18 protein-coding genes are annotated in these 17997 nt (G+C 32.9%); 13 read left to right on the top strand and 5 right to left on the bottom strand.

Going from position 1 to position 17997, the window contains the following annotated elements:
* Positions 1–2 precede the first annotated feature (2 nt).
* The 5 genes from HQN62_RS05005 to murI all read left to right on the top strand — a co-directional run bounded on the left by HQN62_RS05005 (position 3) and on the right by murI (position 5896).
* The gene (locus HQN62_RS05005) at positions 3–740 is read left to right on the top strand and encodes an undecaprenyl pyrophosphate synthase (protein ID WP_116796154.1); all 738 of its coding nucleotides are present in this window, start codon (positions 3–5) and stop codon (positions 738–740) included.
* A complete protein-coding gene (locus HQN62_RS05000; RefSeq protein ID WP_173503540.1) occupies positions 673–3417 on the top strand; it encodes a BamA/OMP85 family outer membrane protein in 2745 nt (914 codons plus the stop codon). The genes HQN62_RS05005 and HQN62_RS05000 overlap by 68 nt, the downstream gene beginning before the upstream one ends.
* 35 nt (positions 3418–3452) lie before the next feature.
* Positions 3453–4469, top strand: coding sequence for an OmpH/Skp family outer membrane protein (locus tag HQN62_RS04995; RefSeq protein WP_173505519.1), 1017 nt, complete (start codon positions 3453–3455; stop codon positions 4467–4469).
* A gap of 40 nt (positions 4470–4509) precedes the next feature.
* Positions 4510–5010, top strand: a complete 501-nt coding sequence (locus HQN62_RS04990) for an OmpH/Skp family outer membrane protein (RefSeq protein WP_116796157.1) — start codon at positions 4510–4512, stop codon at positions 5008–5010.
* A 109-nt stretch (positions 5011–5119) separates the two neighbouring features.
* Positions 5120–5896 carry a glutamate racemase gene (murI, locus tag HQN62_RS04985; RefSeq protein WP_173503539.1) on the top strand — a complete coding sequence of 259 codons (777 nt, stop codon included), beginning with the start codon at positions 5120–5122 and terminating at the stop codon, positions 5894–5896.
* Position 5897: 1 nt separating this feature from the next.
* Here murI and bamG read toward each other — a convergent pair whose 3' ends face one another.
* Both bamG and HQN62_RS04975 read right to left on the bottom strand, forming a co-directional pair.
* The gene (gene bamG, locus HQN62_RS04980; RefSeq protein ID WP_173503538.1) at positions 5898–7136 is read right to left on the bottom strand and encodes a BamG family beta-barrel-assembly machinery protein; all 1239 of its coding nucleotides are present in this window, start codon (positions 7134–7136) and stop codon (positions 5898–5900) included.
* The gene (locus tag HQN62_RS04975; RefSeq protein ID WP_173503537.1) at positions 7137–8459 is read right to left on the bottom strand and encodes a DUF4270 family protein; all 1323 of its coding nucleotides are present in this window, start codon (positions 8457–8459) and stop codon (positions 7137–7139) included.
* Positions 8460–8689: 230 nt separating this feature from the next.
* On the opposite strand from HQN62_RS04975, the gene HQN62_RS04970 reads away from it, so the two are divergent.
* The 5 genes from HQN62_RS04970 (at position 8690) to HQN62_RS04950 (ending at position 12762) form a co-directional block, all read left to right on the top strand.
* Positions 8690–9553 (top strand): DUF6268 family outer membrane beta-barrel protein, encoded by an 864-nt coding sequence (locus HQN62_RS04970; protein WP_173503536.1) that lies wholly within the window; start codon positions 8690–8692, stop codon positions 9551–9553.
* A 17-nt stretch (positions 9554–9570) separates the two neighbouring features.
* Positions 9571–10566 carry a Kelch repeat-containing protein gene (locus tag HQN62_RS04965; RefSeq protein ID WP_173503535.1) on the top strand — a complete coding sequence of 332 codons (996 nt, stop codon included), beginning with the start codon at positions 9571–9573 and terminating at the stop codon, positions 10564–10566.
* 49 nt (positions 10567–10615) lie between these two features.
* A complete protein-coding gene (locus HQN62_RS04960) occupies positions 10616–10915 on the top strand; it encodes a DUF4907 domain-containing protein (protein ID WP_254454484.1) in 300 nt (99 codons plus the stop codon).
* Between the two features lie 297 nt (positions 10916–11212).
* A complete protein-coding gene (locus HQN62_RS04955) occupies positions 11213–12037 on the top strand; it encodes a sensor histidine kinase (RefSeq protein ID WP_254454483.1) in 825 nt (274 codons plus the stop codon).
* 11 nt (positions 12038–12048) lie between these two features.
* Positions 12049–12762, top strand: coding sequence for a LytR/AlgR family response regulator transcription factor (locus HQN62_RS04950; protein WP_173503532.1), 714 nt, complete (start codon positions 12049–12051; stop codon positions 12760–12762).
* Between the two features lie 27 nt (positions 12763–12789).
* Here the strand turns inward: HQN62_RS04950 and HQN62_RS04945 are convergent, their stop codons facing one another.
* Positions 12790–13305 (bottom strand): gamma carbonic anhydrase family protein, encoded by a 516-nt coding sequence (locus HQN62_RS04945; protein ID WP_173503531.1) that lies wholly within the window; start codon positions 13303–13305, stop codon positions 12790–12792.
* Between the two features lie 15 nt (positions 13306–13320).
* Positions 13321–14316: a PorP/SprF family type IX secretion system membrane protein gene (locus tag HQN62_RS04940; RefSeq protein ID WP_116796166.1), complete on the bottom strand. Its 996-nt coding sequence runs from the start codon at positions 14314–14316 to the stop codon at positions 13321–13323.
* A 122-nt stretch (positions 14317–14438) separates the two neighbouring features.
* Here HQN62_RS04940 and HQN62_RS04935 point away from each other — a divergent pair, with 122 nt between their 5' ends.
* The 3 genes from HQN62_RS04935 to HQN62_RS04925 all read left to right on the top strand — a co-directional run bounded on the left by HQN62_RS04935 (position 14439) and on the right by HQN62_RS04925 (position 16992).
* Complete coding sequence (locus HQN62_RS04935) at positions 14439–15332, top strand: NifU family protein (protein WP_173503530.1); 894 nt, start codon at positions 14439–14441, stop codon at positions 15330–15332.
* 224 nt (positions 15333–15556) lie between these two features.
* The gene (locus HQN62_RS04930; protein ID WP_173503529.1) at positions 15557–16075 is read left to right on the top strand and encodes a YtxH domain-containing protein; all 519 of its coding nucleotides are present in this window, start codon (positions 15557–15559) and stop codon (positions 16073–16075) included.
* A gap of 83 nt (positions 16076–16158) precedes the next feature.
* On the top strand, positions 16159–16992 hold the full coding sequence (locus HQN62_RS04925) for a mechanosensitive ion channel family protein (RefSeq protein WP_116796169.1): 834 nt from the start codon (positions 16159–16161) through the stop codon (positions 16990–16992).
* Between the two features lie 12 nt (positions 16993–17004).
* On the opposite strand, the gene tsaB is transcribed toward HQN62_RS04925, so the two are convergent.
* Positions 17005–17673 carry a tRNA (adenosine(37)-N6)-threonylcarbamoyltransferase complex dimerization subunit type 1 TsaB gene (tsaB, locus tag HQN62_RS04920; RefSeq protein ID WP_173503528.1) on the bottom strand — a complete coding sequence of 223 codons (669 nt, stop codon included), beginning with the start codon at positions 17671–17673 and terminating at the stop codon, positions 17005–17007.
* Positions 17674–17997 lie beyond the last annotated feature (324 nt).

Raw genomic sequence — 17997 nt, 5'->3', positions numbered from 1 at the left:
AGATGTTAAAAGACGAAATAAACACAGAAAATATTCCCAAACACTTGGCCATTATTATGGACGGGAATGGTCGTTGGGCAAAACAAAAAGGATTCCTAAGAACACTTGGACATGAGAGCGGCTCAAAATCTGTAAAAAAAATAATTCAAGAATGTTTGGATTTAGGCGTAGAATACTTAACCTTATATGCTTTCTCTACTGAAAACTGGAATAGGCCCAAGCTTGAAATAGACACTTTAATGAGGGTTTTAATCAATTCATTAAAGAAAGAGCTTAAAACAATGCAAGAAGGCAACATCAAGATGAACGCTATCGGTAATTTAGAAAAATTACCGACAAAAGCTCAAAAGCAATTATTTGATGTGCTGGACAAAACAAAAGACAATACGAAAATGACATTAACTCTCGCCTTAAGCTACGGATCTAGGGAAGAATTAGTAAATGTTGTGAAAATAATAAGCGATAAAGTTAAAAATAATATAATTTCAATAGACAGTATTGACGATTCAATTATAAATGAGCATCTTTACACGCATAATTTACCGGATGTTGATTTATTAATAAGAACTAGTGGAGAACACAGAATAAGTAATTTTTTGCTATGGCAAATAGCCTATGCAGAATTATACTTTACTGATGTATTATGGCCCGATTTTAAAGAACAAGATTTACATGAGGCTATCATTAGTTATCAAAAAAGAGAACGTCGATTTGGAAAAACAAGTGAACAAATTAAATAATTTTTTAGTGTTACATAAAAGCATAAAACTAGTCCTTACCTTTTTAATTTTAGGAACTTTCACTCAAATTAAAGCCCAAGACAGAGTACCATTTGACCAAGGTAAAAAATACATATTAGCAGATGTAAAAGTAGTTGGAGATATTAGTTTCAATCCTCAAACTGTAGTTACTTTTGCTGGATTGGAAAAAGGACAAGAAATTACAGTTCCGGGAGAACAAATAAGTAGTTCAATAAAAAAATTAGGAAAGCTGGGTCTTTTTGATGAAATTTCATTTTATGTAAATAGAATTGAAAATGACAGCATTTACCTAGATTTGAATATTAAAGAATTACCAAAAATCAATGAAGTAAAATTTGTTGGTGTTTCCAAAAGCAAAACGGAATCTTTCATTAAAGACAATGGCTTAACCAATGGTAAAATTGTAACCGAAAACTTAATTACCACAACAAAAAACTACATTGAAAAAAAATACAAGAAAGATGGTTTTTTCAATACTAAAGTTTACATAACCACTTCAAAAGATACGACCCTAACCAAGAATCAAGTAAACATGCTTGTAAAAGTTGATATTGGGGAGAAAGTCAAAATTTACAAAATTGATTTTGAAGGCAATAAAAATGTTCCAAGTAGCAAACTACTTGGATCCATGAAAAACACCAAAGAAAAAAATTTCTTACATGTTTTGAAGCGATCAAAATACATTGAAGCTAAATACCAAGAAGACTTAGAAAAGATAGTTAATGACTATAAAAAAATCGGATATCGTGATGCCCGTATTTTAGGGGATTCTGTTACATATAATAAAGAAAAAAATGCCATCTACATAAAAATTAAAGTAGAAGAAGGAATTAAATACTATTTTGGAAATATTAAATTTATCGGAAATACCGTTTACTCTGACGAAGGGCTAAGAAGTATGTTAGGTATCCATACTGGAGACGTATATAATGGTGTACTTCTTCAAGAAAGGATTGCAGACAAATCTAAACCAGACGGAGAAGACATTACCAATTTATACCAAAATAACGGATACCTGTTTTCAAGCATAAATGCTGTAGAAACAAAAACAACTGATAATGTAATTGATTTTGAAATCCGAGTTACCGAAGGCCCAATCGCATATTTCAACAAAATCACTGTTGTTGGAAACGACAAAACCAACGATGAAGTAATTTATAGAGAATTAAGAACAAAACCCGGAGAAAAATACAACAAAGGAGAATTAGTAAGAACCATTAGAGAGATTGGACAATTAGGATTTTTTGATCCTGAAAAAATCGATCCTCAATTCAAAAATGTTGATTCTGGTGCCGGAACTGTAGACATCGAATATCATGTTGTAGAAAAAGGAGCTAGCCAAATTGAACTTCAAGGAGGATATGGCGGAGGTGGTTTCGTAGGAACTTTGGGATTGTCTTTCAATAACTTTTCGGCAAGAAATTTATTCAACAAAGATGCCTATCACCCACTTCCTATGGGAGATGGACAAAAAGTAGCCTTACGTCTTCAAGCAAGTTCTTACTACAAAACCTATAGTTTATCGTTTTCAGAACCTTGGTTTGGAGGAAAAAAACCAATCCAATTTAGTAGTTCATTTGCATTTAGCCAACAATACAGTTCTAACTACCAAATGCAAAAGGTAGATAAATCAAAATACATCAATATCACCTCTTTGTCTGTTGGAATGGCAAAAAGATTGACAGTGCCTGATGATTTCTTCACGCTGTCACAATCTATCAGTTACCAACAATACGATTTGCATAATTATCTTTACGGATTATTTACATTTGCAAATGGGACATCTAGAAATTTATCCTATTCTGTGGGTCTTACCAGAAACAGTAAAGGATTCAACCCTATATTCCCAACTTATGGTGCTGAATTTTCAGTAAATGGTGAGTTTACACTTCCTTATTCCCTAATTACTGGCACGGATTATGCAACATTAGGAGATCAGCAAAAATATAAATATATTTACTCTGGAAATTCCTATGTAGATAACAATGATAGGGTTGTAAATGCTGGAGATTATTTGGATAAATACCCAAGTTCATCATATGTCTCTAATAAAGTAGACAATTATCAAGATGCAGTTGCTGATCCTGCAAAAGTGGATCAAGAAAAATACAGATGGTTAGAATATTACAAAGTACAATTTACAGGAGACTGGTTTACTACTTTATATAAAAAATTAGTATTACGTACTTTAATGCAATTTGGATTTTTAGGAGCTTACAATCAAGACAGAGGAGTTATTCCTTTTGAAAGATACTACATGGGAGGAGACGGAATGGCAGGAAGCTCGATTGATGGAAGACAAAACATACAGCTAAGAGGATATGAAAATGGAGCTTTGACTCCTGCAAGTTCAAGTGGAGATGCTTATGGTGCTACTGTTTACAATAAGTTTTCATTAGAATTACGTTATCCGATTACATTGAAATCATCAGCATCTATTTATGCTTTGACCTTTGCAGAAGCCGGACAGTCATACGCTTCATTATCTGATTACCAACCGTTTAATTTGGCTCGTTCAACGGGTGTCGGTTTAAGGGTATTTATGCCTGCTTTTGGTTTGTTGGGTATCGATTTTGGTTATGGATTCGATGCTGTTCCTGGAGCCATAAAACCAAGTGGATGGCAAACGCATTTCATCATAGGTCAGCAGTTTTAAATAAATTTGGTTTAAAATTTCTAAAATTAAAAATTATGAGAAAAGAATTTTTATTTATAATTTTATCCCTTATTGTTTTAACGACAGTAAAGGCTCAAACCAAAGGAAATAAAGTAGGCTACATTGATATGGAATACATATTGCAAAATGTACCAGACTATATAGAGGCCAAAGCACAATTAGAACAAAAAGCACAGAAATGGAAACAAGAAATCGAGGCTAAAAAATTAGAAATTAACAAACTGACCGAAGCTTTAAAAGCTGAAAAACCATTGTTGACAGCCGAATTAATTGAAGAAAGAGAAACGGAAATAAAGTTCCTCGAATCTGAAAAATTAGATTATCAGCAAAAAAGATTTGGCCCTAATGGGGATTTAATAATACAAAAAGCCGGATTAGTTAAGCCTATACAAGATCAAGTTTTCACAGCTGTTCAAGATATAGCTGAGGCCAAAAAATATGACTTTATATTTGACAAATCTTCACATTTAACCATTCTTTTTGCCGCAAAAAGATTTGATATTAGTGATCAAGTGATTCGGGTATTAAATCGAACAGAAAAAAGAGAACAATTAACCAAAAAACAGCAAAAAGAAGAAGAGGCTAAAGAGAATAAAGAAGACGAATTAGACGAAAATCCTGTTCTAGCCGAAAGAGAAAAAGCATTATTAGATAAAAAAGCCGCTCGAGAAAAATTGGTCGCTGATAAAAAAGCGGCTCAAGAAGAAGCTCGCAAACAATACGAAGAAAAAAGAAAACAATTACTAGCCGAAAGAGAAGCGAAAAAAAATGGCACAGTTGTTGCACCTGTTAAAACTGAGGGAGTAAATACTTTCACACCAAATACAACTGAGAACACAACTACAACAAAAACGACAACCGAAGAGGTTAAGCCAAATATACAAGAAGAGCGTAAAAAAGCGCTAGAAGAAAAAAGAAAAAAAATACTTGAAGAAAGAGAAGCTACAAAAAAAGCAGCTGAAGAGAAAAGACTAAAAGAAATTCAAGACAGAGAAGCTTTGAAAAAAGCTAATGAAGAAAAATTAAAATAAAACAACTAAACAAATTCTAATTATTAAATATTTTAAAACAATGAAACAATTCAAAACTTTACTAATTGCTGCGATACTATTTTTAGGTGCAACTCAAATTTCAAATGCTCAAACAAAAGTAGCTCACGTTGATGTAAATGAAATCATGTCTAAATTGCCTGCTATGCTTGATGCCCAAAAACAATTGGAGAAATTGAGTGGTACTTATGATGCAGACTACAAAAAGATGGTTGAAGAATACCAAGCAAAATTAAAAAAGTACGAAGCTGAATCTGCAACAGTTACTGAGGCCGTAAATCAAGAACGTTCTAAAGAAGTTCAAGATATGCAAAAAAGAATTGTTGACTTTAGAGACAATGCTCAAAAAGAATTACAGACAAAACAAGAAGAAATTGTTAAGCCAATTATGGAAAAAGTAAAAGCTTCTATACAAAAAGTAGGAAAAGCTAAAGGTTTCCAATATGTTCTTGACGGATCTACACTTTTACTTGCTGATGGAACAAACATCACTGTTGACGTGAAAAAAGACTTAGGTTTTTAATCTAAAATAAATCAATCACAAACTGCTCCTCCAAAATATTGGTGTGAGCAGTTTTTTTTTACAAAAAAAAATATAGTATATTTAGACTATAGCTTTTAAATTTGCAACCATGACAAACGATAGACCAATTGGTGTTTTTGATTCTGGAATTGGAGGAACTTCCATCTGGAAAGCCATTCATGATTTACTGCCAAATGAACAAACAATCTACCTAGCCGACAGCAAAAATGCCCCTTATGGGCAAAAATCAAAAGCAGAAATCATTGCTTTAAGCATGAAAAACACAGATTTATTGATTGAAATGGGCTGCAAGCTAATTGTGGTAGCCTGCAATACTGCAACAACCAATGCTATCCAAGAATTAAGAGCAAAATACTCCATTCCGTTTATTGGTATTGAACCTGCCATAAAACCTGCGGCAACACACTCCAAAACTCAAACAATAGGAATCTTGGCCACAAAAGGGACTTTGAACAGTGAACTTTTCAATAAGACCACAGAAAAATATCAAGACATCAAAATCATCGAGCAAATAGGCTATGGATTGGTTCAATTAATCGAAGATGGTCAAATCAATTCTCCGGAAATGACCGAATTACTTAATTCTTATTTAACTCCAATGATTGAAGCCAATATTGACTATCTCGTATTGGGTTGCAGTCATTACCCCTATTTAATTCCACAAATAAAAAAAATCCTTCCGGAACACATTCACATCATTGATTCTGGAGAGGCTGTTGCCAAACAAACTCAAAACATACTTAGAGACAAGGTAGGCTTTTCAACAGCCAAAAGCACCGCTCCAATTTTCTACACAAACACCAATCCAAAAGTTTTAACTGAAATTTTAGAAAACAAATACCAAGTTGAAGAAAAGGATTTCTAAACTATTCTAGCTTTTTCCTAACAAACCAGATACCATCTAAATTAAGATTCAAAGTTAGTTTATGATAATTTTCTTGAACCAATGAATTGGTTATTTGCCCTTTTTGTCCATAAGTATAGGAAATAAACAAAGCCGAAGATAGATGATCTAATGGCAGTGAAGCTCCAATTGAAAAATTCTTATCCTCAATTTTTTTATTGTCCACTTCCAAATATCCCGTGTCATAATTAACCCCTGCAGCATATTTTATTCGGTCAAAATAACTTCTTGATGCTTTTGCTTTTTGATAAGACAATCCCAACGCAAACTTTTCTTGATTGGAAAAATTACCATACATATCGGATTGATTGGTAGCATCCCAAAATCTTTTCTCGTAATCAAAAGCTATACTTAGTTTGTTTTTAAAGGCTTTATTGAAACCAACCCCTACTTCTAAAGGTAAATAAAAATCGTCTGTATTGGATTTTTCATCTGTCTCCAAAGTAGAAGTACCGGTACCATTTACAACAGTAACAGATTGAATTTTGGTTGCATTTACACGTGTTGGCGATTTTACATTTAATCCAAAAGTCAACGACGGGTTCATTTTGAATTGTGACCCCAAAATAGGTCGAATACCACTATAACTTACTTTTTTATCTATACTGGTAACTGAGCTATTGATTTCATACGTCCTTTCATCAGTTGTATTCCCAAAAAGGACTGAGGCAGAAAAACCTAAGGATACTTTATTGCTCAATTTATAGGCATACGAAAAATCCAAATTATTCAATCCACCTGTCCCCATTACGTTCAAATAATAATACTCATTACTACTATCCAGTATCGGTATTTTTAATCCAGAAATTTTAAAAGAAGAACTGGAATAAGGCATCATAGCAACGCTAACTGCCGATTTATTATTAATAGGAAAGGCAAAAGCAAAATGGGAAAACTGAAAATTGTTCCGATTTTCTTTTTTTAGATTATCTTCAAAAGAGGATTGAATGCCTTTACCTCCCACTTCAAAAAAGAAATTATTCGCCGGAATATTAACAAGTGAAGCTGCATTTTTGTTATTGATAAAATTATCCGAAGGCAATGCTATGCCGGCAGTACCAAGAGATGGAATTAATCCAAAATTAGCTTCATACAAACTTCCCAATCCATAAAGCGAGTAGGGCGAAGTAGCAATACTTTGAGAGTAAGCAATAAAGGAAGAAAAAAACACTAAAACCAAAAAAGGGCAACTCTTTTTCATTTAATACGTTATATAATAGATTTGTAATTTCATTTCACTTTCTTTATTGGTCTGGTCCCCCAATACAACTCTATCTACAACTTTGGATAAAATAGGTAACGTAAAGATTAAACCACTCTTCGAATCCGACTCTTTCAGCATTTCTTTTTGCAAAAAAGAACCTAGCGACAGTTGATAACTCACACTTTCATCAAATTCATCATTCTCATTATTTAAAGTTGCAACCATACTCTCACCACTCGAATTTGTAAGCGACGTTTTTATTCGATTCAACTTATCAACTACATAAACACTTAATTTCTCTGGCAATGGACACATTTTCGAATACGAATTCTTGACGGGTTTCATTATTAACTTTGCATCGACTATGGCTCCTTTTGCTGCAAGGTATTTTAGTTGTTTTATATTTGGAAAATCGACACGACAGACTATTCCCGTACCAGATTGAATGAATCCAGCATTACCAGTATATTGGCTGGATAAATTCATTTTTGACAATGGCAAATCATTAATTAAAGTTCCTGACCTATCTGATGAAATTGAGTTAAACTGCTTAGTGGCATCCAAAACAGTAAAATCCATTTTATGAAAATCTTCGGTACCTCCTTTCCCTTTGGAATAGTACAATCGAAGTACACTAGACAAATTGAATCCAATCACACTACCTGAAGTATTAGAACTTGAAGTAACTACAAAACCTTTTAAATATTCTGTAAAATCACTGGAAGTAGTAATTTCATTATTCTTAAACTTATTAAAAAGCTCCAATCCAAATTCATTATCCAATTTAATATTGATACTATCCCTGCCTATTGGCTTTGGCCTATAAGTTATTGTACCTAAACTCGCAGAATTATACTCTAAAGCAGAATTACTATAAAAGCTTATATCATTCACATTGGGTTTGAACTTTTTGATTACCCTATGAATATTTAAAGTCTGAACTTTGGTAGTATCAGCATAATAGTAATTATCATATCTTAGAATCATCGCAATGGAATCAAATACATAACCTGTTGCCTCTGTATCGGAATTTCCACGGTAAATATTAAATGAAGATGCAGAAACCTGGAAATAGCTATCCGACTTCACTTTCCCAAAAAGAGGATCATCATAATTCCCTACCAAGATTCTACTTTCATTAGAAGTAACCAAAGAATCCAGCTTTATGGTAGAAACATCAACGGTGACCGTATCTATTGAGAGCACTTTATTTTTTAAGGCTAGATAATCTGCTCCTACAACAAATTCGCCAGCATCAACATCAGAATCACAAGAGAATATTAATAACCCAAAAAACATCAAAATCAAAAACTTGTACATACTTAATTTTTTGGGCAAATATATAAGCGCTCGTTACTGCAGTCCTAATAACATATACTGTTCGGGTTATTCAATCTATAAAAAGTGATAAACTGTCTATGACTTACTATACTGTTCCAAAACTAGATTCACCTTTAATAATAGCCCGTTTGTCTATAGAATAAACCCATGCATATATATTCTTTTTTATTCATTGGCAACACAACTACTTTTGGACCAATAATTAAATAATGAGAATAAACAACTTTACGAAGATTTTTATTTTGATTCCAATATTTAGTGTTTATGCACAAAAAGGATTCACAATTGATTTGAACATAAAAACCGAACCGATAGAAAATGGTTCCATAAAACAAACTGGAATTGGGATATTCTTTTTTAAAGACATTGGAACTAAAAATAAATTGACGAATACTTTTAAATACAAAAGCACAACAGTTACAGATGAAATTGAAACCTATCTATTAAAAAATTATGTTACAAATTATAGTAGCACTCACTTTATTGGTTTTGAAAACATTTTTGAATTTTCTCACCAAATAGCAGAAAAAACAAAGTTGAAAATAGCAATAGAGCCAACAGCTAATTATGAAGGTAATTTTGACATTTCAGACATAAGCATATTAGGAGGTATTGAACTTAGTCAATCATTAAATAAAAATAATAGTATAGATCTGGGAATAAAAAGAATGACCGTTTTTGGTAAACCCGAAATACTTCCAACGTTTTCATTCAATCATAAATTCAACAATGAAACTTATTTAAAATTAGGATTTCCAAATTCGGAACTAGCCTATTCCAATTCGATTCGAAATAAATTCAGCCTAAACAATGACTTTAGCGGAAGCAGTTACAATCTATATTCTCCTATTGCAACGGATGATACAAATGCCATTACAAAATTGGGCTTCTCTCAAATAGAAACCACATTACAATTCGAAAGGAATATGGAGACCTCTTGGTATGTCAGTCTCAAAGGTGGCTATTCATCAAACAAAGAATTTAAATTTTCTGATGAAAATAGAACAAACGAGATGAATCAAACCTTAAAAAATGGAGGCATCTTTTCTATTAGTATAAAATACAAACTTTAATAAACACCATGCACATTATGAAACATTTAAAAAAAGGAATATTTCTTAGCACGTTACTCATCGGTTTAATTTCAATCAGTTGCAGCAATGATGACACAGAAGACAAACTAGGAAACTGGATAAAAAAATCAGCATTTGATGGGCCGGCACGATCTAGTGCGACAAGCTTCGTAATAGGAACTTATGCATATGTAACCACAGGTTACACAGGAGACGAATATTTAAATGATTTATGGGCTTACAATTCCGATGGAGATTATTGGGAGCAAAAGGCCGATTTTATAGGTATTGCAAGAAGTTCTGGATCAGGTTTTGAATTAAATGGAAAAGGATACGTCGGTCTGGGCTATGACGGAACCAATAAATTAAAAGACTTTTTTGAATACAATCCAGACACCAATACTTGGGCACAAAAAGCAGATTTTACAGGATCTGCCAGATATGGAGCCGTGGGTTTTCAAGTAGGAGGAAAAGCATATCTCGGAACAGGATATGATGGCAATTATTTAAAAGATTTTTACCAATACAATGCAACAGATAATTCTTGGACACAAGTCAATGGATTTAGTGGCAACAAAAGAAGAAACGCCACCGTTTTTGTTATTGATGACATTGCCTATTTAGGTACAGGAATAAACAGTGGCGTCAATCAAGTTGATTTTTGGGCATTTGACCCGAGTACAGATGTTTGGACAAGAAAAAGAGATTTGGATGATGATGAGAGCGATCATGACACCTACTCCATTAAAAGAGCCAACGCATCCAGTTTTGCAATTAATGGTTTAGGATATATTACTTGCGGTGAAAGCGGAAATACCATTTGGGAGTACAATCCCAAAACAGACATTTGGAAAGAAAAAACAGCCCTTGAAGGTTCAGGAAGATCGGATGCGACAGGAATAACAATCAACGGACAGAAAGGTTTTGTTATGTTAGGAAAATCAGGAACATCGTACTTTGATGATATATGGGAATTTAAACCAAACGAGGAGCAAAATGACGATGATAACTAACCGCAAAAGCAAATTCTTCCGAAAACAACTCCGGAAGAATTTGTCTTATATGTTCAATTTATTAATAATTACATTTTTAATAGGACTGCTGATTTTTATTTTTTGCCAAAAGGAAAAAAAATTAAATGTTCAATCCATAAAGATTAATCATGGCTGGGGATATGCTATTACAAATAACAATCAAATAATTATAAAGCAAACAATCATCCCGGCTATTAGTGAGCACAAAAGTTTTCAAACAGAGAAAGAAGCTATAGCTGTAGGGAAATTGGTAATAAAAAAATTGAACGCCAATAAATCGCCAACGATTACAAAAAATGAATTAATTTTATTAAAAATAAGACTGTAAATGAATATCGTATCAATAAAAAATAATGCCTCAAACAAAATACTTATCCACAGTATCATTTGGTGTTTTTTTATTAGTACCTCACTTATTCAATTTTATGAAAGCCCATTTCGTATCAATACCGATTTCTACATACAATGGATATCTGGAATAGTACTATTTTATCTCAACTATATATACCTTGTTCCTCAATTGTTATTGCAAAAAAAATATGGGTATTATTTCACTATTTTACTCATTCTGATAGTGATTTTTATGTTCTGCAGATTCCAGTTTTTTATGCCTGAATTTCGAGAAATGAGACCACCGAATGTAATAAATTTTTCTAAAATACCGCTCGGAGATAAAAATATAGAACATAGAATCCACAGAAGAAACCAACCCATTTTCTTTCAACTTGTTCCTTCATTCTTTTATATTTTGATCGTTGCCATTAGTACAATAATTAAAACATTATCTGAGTTTTATGATGACCAACAAAATAAATTAATTGCCGAAAGCCAAAGAACTTCTACGGAGTTGAACTATTTAAGAAAGCAAACCAATCCACACTTTTTATTCAATTCACTCAATAGCATTTACTCGTTGGCCCATAAAAAATCTGACTTGGTGCCCGATGCTATCGTGACTTTATCCGAAATGATGCGTTACATGCTTTATGAAACGGACAATAAAACGGTTTTACTTGAAAAGGAAATCGATTACATTAAAAATTATATTGAATTACAAAAATTAAGACTCAACAACATTGAAAACATTAGCATAAATATTCATGGTGACACTAAAAATAAATTTATAGAACCCATGTTATTAATTTCATTTATTGAAAATGCCTTCAAATACGGGACCGATTATAAAGGAACTGCTTATGTCAAAATTGTTATAACAATTGAAGAAAACATATTGACATTTTGGGTCGAAAATAAAATAGAAAACAACAAAAAGGATCCTGAAAACTCAGGTATAGGATTGTCAAATATTAAAAACAGACTTAATTTGCTTTATCCAAACGCACATGAGCTAAATCTATCAGCTACAGAGACAAAGTATTCAGTACATTTGATTTTAAAACTGGATCAAATTCAACTGCAAGCAAATTCAGCTTTTGTACCAACATCATAATTTAAGATAACATGAAATGTGTCATTATAGACGACGAACCATTAGCAGTAGATTTATTGGTGGAATTTGTTGGAAGAGTCGATTCATTGGAACTCGTTACCACATTTACTAACGCAATAGATGCCATATCTATAATCAACCAATCCCAGATTGATTTGATTTTCTTGGACATCGAAATGCCGCATTTTTCGGGAATTGATTTCATCAATGCCATCGAGAAAAAACCTTTAATCATCTTTACGACTGCTTATTCCAATTATGCTGTTGAAGGATTCAATCTTGGTGCGGTGGATTATTTAGTAAAACCTATTCCTTTTAACCGTTTTCTGAAATCTGTTTTACGGGCTCAACAAATCTTTGCTCCCAAAAATCTACCAATAGAAACTTCTACAGCAAGTACACCAGAAATTGAAAATGATTTTATGTTCGTTCGCGCCGAATATGAAAATGTAAAAATTAATTTTGCAGATATTTTATTTATCGAAGGGTTGAAAGATTATGTCAAAATATACACCACCGACAATAAATATACGCTTACCCTAATTAGTTTAATAAAACTGGAAAACCTACTATCATCCAAAGGTTTTGCTAGAATCCATCGTTCCTATATCATCAATATCAAGCACGTTAAATCGATCCAAAAAAACAAGGTTTTAATTGCCGAAAAAAGGATTCCTATCAGCGAAAGCTATAAAACTTCCTTCTTTGAAAAAATAAACATTTGATTGTAAAACGTGGAATTCTGAATGGTTTTATTCCTCTTTAAACCAGCTCGAATACATCACGTAATTATTGGAAATACGTTCTATTTCTCCAGCGAAATTAGACTGGTCAATATCTTTTACTTTCTTGGCAGGAACACCCGCCCAAATGGTACCTGGCTCAACAATTGTATTTTGTGTAATCACTGATCCCGCTCCAATAATTGAATTGCTCCCAATAACGCAATTATCCATAACAATTGCCCCCATGCCTATTAATACATTGTCATGAATCGTACAGCCATGCACAATTGCATTATGGCCTATGGAAACATTATTTCCAATAATGGTTGGATGTTTTTGATAGGTACAATGAACAACCGCTCCATCTTGAATGTTAACTTTATTACCAATAGTAATAAAATGAACATCTCCGCGAATTACCGCATTGAACCAAACACTACATTGCGAACCAAAAGTAACATCGCCAACAATAGTAGCGTTTTCGGCTACATAACAATCTTCTGGAATAGCCGGTGATTTTCCGTTTACAGCCTTTATTATCATTTTCTCTTTTAACTATTAATTAATTGCGGGACAATTACAATCGTATTTTACAGGTTTACACAAAAAGTTAATACCCAAAGTAAGTTGATGAAATCCACCACTTTCATATTGAATATCGCCCAATAAATGAGTATAAGTATAGGCAAACATAAAGTTTTTATAATTAAACCCAAGAATAGGTGTAATATATTGTAATTTCTGGCTATTCGTTCCGCTTCCGTTACTGTACTGAGCTCCATCAAAACTTCTTCTATAAGACAAGCCACCCCACAATTGTCCCATATCCAAATTTTTATAAGCTTTCAAGTTCATGTCCAATGAACTCTCTTTCGTCTTATCCACAAATTGAAACAAAAGCGAAGGTTCTAATAAAATTTTGTCGGCATTACCAAAAACATAACCTCCACTAACGATAAATTTTCGCAAGTTGTCACTTTCGTATTCGGTATAAATAGTCTGTCTCGTTTCCAAAACATTTTTGACTACAGCATTAAAACTAAAATCAAGTAAATTATATGACGCTCCAATATCCAAATTAAAATAAGAGGCATGTTGAACTACATTTCCAAGAGCCGGATCATAATCTCCTGAATTCATAAAATCAGTTTCGTCCAATTGACTTTGATTGACCCCAACGTTGACACCAAATGACAATTGATTCAAATCAACTTCATCTCTGGAAAACATAATATGATGGGCATAAGTAGCCTTGAAACCAAATTGAGAATGATACCCATTGACATCATTAAAAACGATTGCTCCTATCCCAGATCTTTCTCCCACTCTACCATTATAACTCAAAGTTTGAAGTGCCGGGGCATCAGTCTGATCAAACCATTGTTTACGGGCTGTAAGTCTAAGTTTAGAACAATTGGAAGCTCCCGCCATGGATGGAAAAATCAAGTAATAATTATCCGATAAATAATCCGAATATACCGGAATTCCTTCCTGAGAAAACGCAAAAGAACTTATAAATAAAAACGTAATTATAGACCTAATCTTGAAATTCATGAGGGGATCCTTTTATGAAATTAGTGGGAATAAAAAACCTTTTGTTAATTTATTCATTAAAATACCAAATATAGTTAATCGTAGAAAATAACTTTAGTAAATTTGCACAAAATCGACAAATCATGACTAAAATAACGATAAAAGAAACACAAAACCCGACCATTATAAAATTTGAATTCCCAGATTTCATCACTCAAAATGAAAGCTTCGAATTTAAAAACATAGATGAGGCAAAATCATCTCCACTTGCTCAGCAACTTTTTTACTTACCATTTGTAAAAACAGTGTATATCTCTGGTAATTTTATAGCTATTGAAAGATTTAGCATTGTAGAATGGGACGATGTAAAAGAAGCAGTAGCCGAACAAATTGAAGCTTATGTAAACAAAGGAGAAGCTATAATTACTGTTGATGAAAACAAAACCAAAAAACAGCCTGTTACTGTTTACGGGGAATCTACCCCTAATCCATCTGCTCTAAAATTTGTTGTCAATAAAATGATAACAAAAAATGCTGTTGAATTCAAAAACATTGACCAAAGCGGACCTTCACCATTGGCAACCGAATTATTTAAATTTCCATATGTAAAAGAAATTTTTATCGACGAAAATTATATTTCCGTTACTAAATACGACATCAATGAATGGCAAGATATCACGATGGAATTGAGAACTTTCATCAAGCAATTCATTGAAAACGGAGGTACAGTCCTTGACGAAAATTTAATTCAAACAATTATTAAAGACGAAAAAACAAAAGACGAATCATTTGATTCACTTGACGAAACGTCTCAAAAAATTATCAATATCTTAGAAGAATATGTAAAACCCGCTGTAGCTGCAGATGGTGGTAATATACTTTTTGATTCGTATGACGCATCTTCCAAAACAGTAAAAGTAATCATGCAAGGAGCTTGTAATGGATGTCCATCTTCTACTTTTACCTTAAAAAGCGGTATCGAAAACATGTTAAAAAGCATGTTAAATGATGAAGGAATCAAGGTCGAAGCTGTTTAAAAAATGTAAAATTTATTCAAAAGCGTTTCAGAAATGGAACGCTTTTTTTATATCAAAAGAACAAATTTCAACTACAACGCTTTTTATAAAAAGCACTATTCTTAAATCTAATACAAATCAGCTGTTTTAAAAAATTGAATTGATTTTCAATATTTTACATTCTATTTCATTCAAAATTCTTAAAAAAAAGGTTACTTTTGAGTTCTTAACTAAAAAGTAAAACCATGGGAGTATCATCATTTTTCAAGAATTTATTTGGCTCAGCCAAAGAAACTGCAAACGAAATTGTAGACCAAGCGGAATCTGCTATTGAAGAAACCAAAATAGCAGCCCAACCATATGTAGAAAAAGCAGAAACTTTTCTAGAAGACACCGTAACAAAAGCAAAAGAAACTACCACACCCTATATGGAAAAAGCGGAAGCAATTGTAGAAGAAACTATATCCAAAGTAAAAGAAACCGCAACTCCAATACTAGAAAAAGCAGAAACTTTTGTTGAAGAAACGATTTCCAAAGCAAAAGAAACCGCAACTCCTCATGTAGAGAAAGCGGAAGAATTTGTAGAAGATGCCGTAGCAAAAGCAAAAGAAGTTGCTACACCCTTAATTGAAAAAGCCGAATCAATAATTGAAGATGCCAAAGCAAAAGGCACTGAAGCCATAAACAATCTAAAAGAAAAAGCAAATACTTCAGACTCAAAAAAACTAGAAAACCCAAATAAAACTGAAGAAGAATCGGAATAGCTTTTTATAAAAATATTAAATTCGTATTTTTGCAATTCAACTTATAACCTTCTCCTTTGAGAAGGTTTTTTATGAATTATAATATGATTTTAGATCCAAATTACATCGCCGGCTACGCCAATACTTTTATAACAAAACTTATTGAATATTCCCCACAGGTTGTTTCGGCTGTTATCATTTTATTTGTCGGACTCTATGCCATCCGAATAATCAATAGACTTATTCGAAAAATAATGGTCAAAAGAGATTTGGATCCTACACTTACCAAATTTCTTGCCGACATTTTACTTTGGGTTTTAAGAGTATTATTATTTGTGACTTTCATCGACAAACTAGGAATAGGAACTTCTTCATTTGTGGCAATTCTGGGAGCAATGGGACTTGCCGTTGGTTTATCGTTGCAAGGTTCATTATCCAATTTTGCTGGAGGAATGCTCATTATTCTTTTCAAACCTTTTAAAGTTGGAGATACTATAGAAGCACAAGGAGTTTTGGCAACGGTTCAGGAAATTCAAATTTTTGTAACCAAATTAATCACCTCTAATAATCAAACCATTTTTGTTCCAAATGGCGCTTTGTCAAATGGAACAATCATCAATTATTCGATGCAAGGATCCAGAAGAGCCGATTTAACCATCGCTTTATCTTATGACACTGACCTAAAAAAGGCAAAAGACATTATAACTAAGGTACTGGCAAACAATCCTAAAGTATTAACTTCTCCTATTGCAGAAGTATCGGTTAAAAATTTAACAGACAACGCCATTCAACTGGCTGTAAGGCCTTGGGCAAAAAACGAAGATTATGGAACTGTAGTTTCAGACACTTTGGAAAACTGCAAATTGGCTTTTGATGCTGAAGGACTTACTTTTCAACCGTATGTTACCGAATTATCCAGAAGTAATAAACCACAATAACAAAAAAGACGGCTATTTTTTCGGTATGGTCATTAAAAAGTCTTTCAAATAATAAGGTTCAAAATAGGCGACATCAACAGTGTCGCTTTTTTTATATTTATCAAAACTTAAAGCACTCATCTCATTGGCCGAGGGATATTTAATATCGTCCAAAAACACAAAATTATCTTTTGCTAAAACGCCTTTGCATTTCTCATTACAATCACCAACAAAATATATTTTCTCCTGAATGTCTCCAAAAGAATTTTCGGTAATAATTTCGGCCAAAACTTCTCGTTTTTTTTCTAAAGAAGCAGAAAAAATAGCACTATACACTTCCATTCTACGAGCGTCAATCATAGGTACGATTACACCGTCTGTTACTGAAACTCTTGAAGCTAATGTTTGCAAAGTATCTATTGCAATTAATGGTATATTCAAAGCGTAACACAAGCCTTTGGCTGCCGAAACCCCAATACGCAATCCGGTATAAGATCCTGGCCCCTGACTTACCGCAACAGCTTCCAAATCTTTCATAGTAATTCCAGCTTCACTGATAATTTCTTCAATAAAAACATGCAACCGTTCTGCATGGGAATAGCCCTCTTCAGCAATTTCTTTGCACAATATTGTTTTTCCATCTTTTGCCAAAGCAACAGAACAATTTTTGGTAGCGGTTTCAATGTTGAGAATATAAGACACTTTTTTAGATTTTAGATTATAGACTGCAGATTTTAGATTTATAAATCCAAAAACATCAAATAATTGATTCGGTTGCAAATTTACACCGATTTTTGGTAAATCCTTTATTTAAAACGTGAGTTCAATTATAAATTTTGAAGCAGAGAGATTTGGCATTTTTGGAAACACAGTCCCGCTTTTCGTTGCAATCTTATAAGCCAAACCCCGGCTTATAAGGATTTCCACTGTAATCGGGGCTAAAGGGAAAGATTTGGTATTTTTGCAATCTTCAAAGAATACCAAACCTCCAAAAAACGTCATATTTGACGTTTTGGCTAATTTCAC

Source organism: Flavobacterium sp. M31R6, from assembly GCF_013284035.1.
Lineage (GTDB): Bacteria > Bacteroidota > Bacteroidia > Flavobacteriales > Flavobacteriaceae > Flavobacterium.
This window is presented reverse-complemented; position numbering and strand designations above follow the sequence as displayed.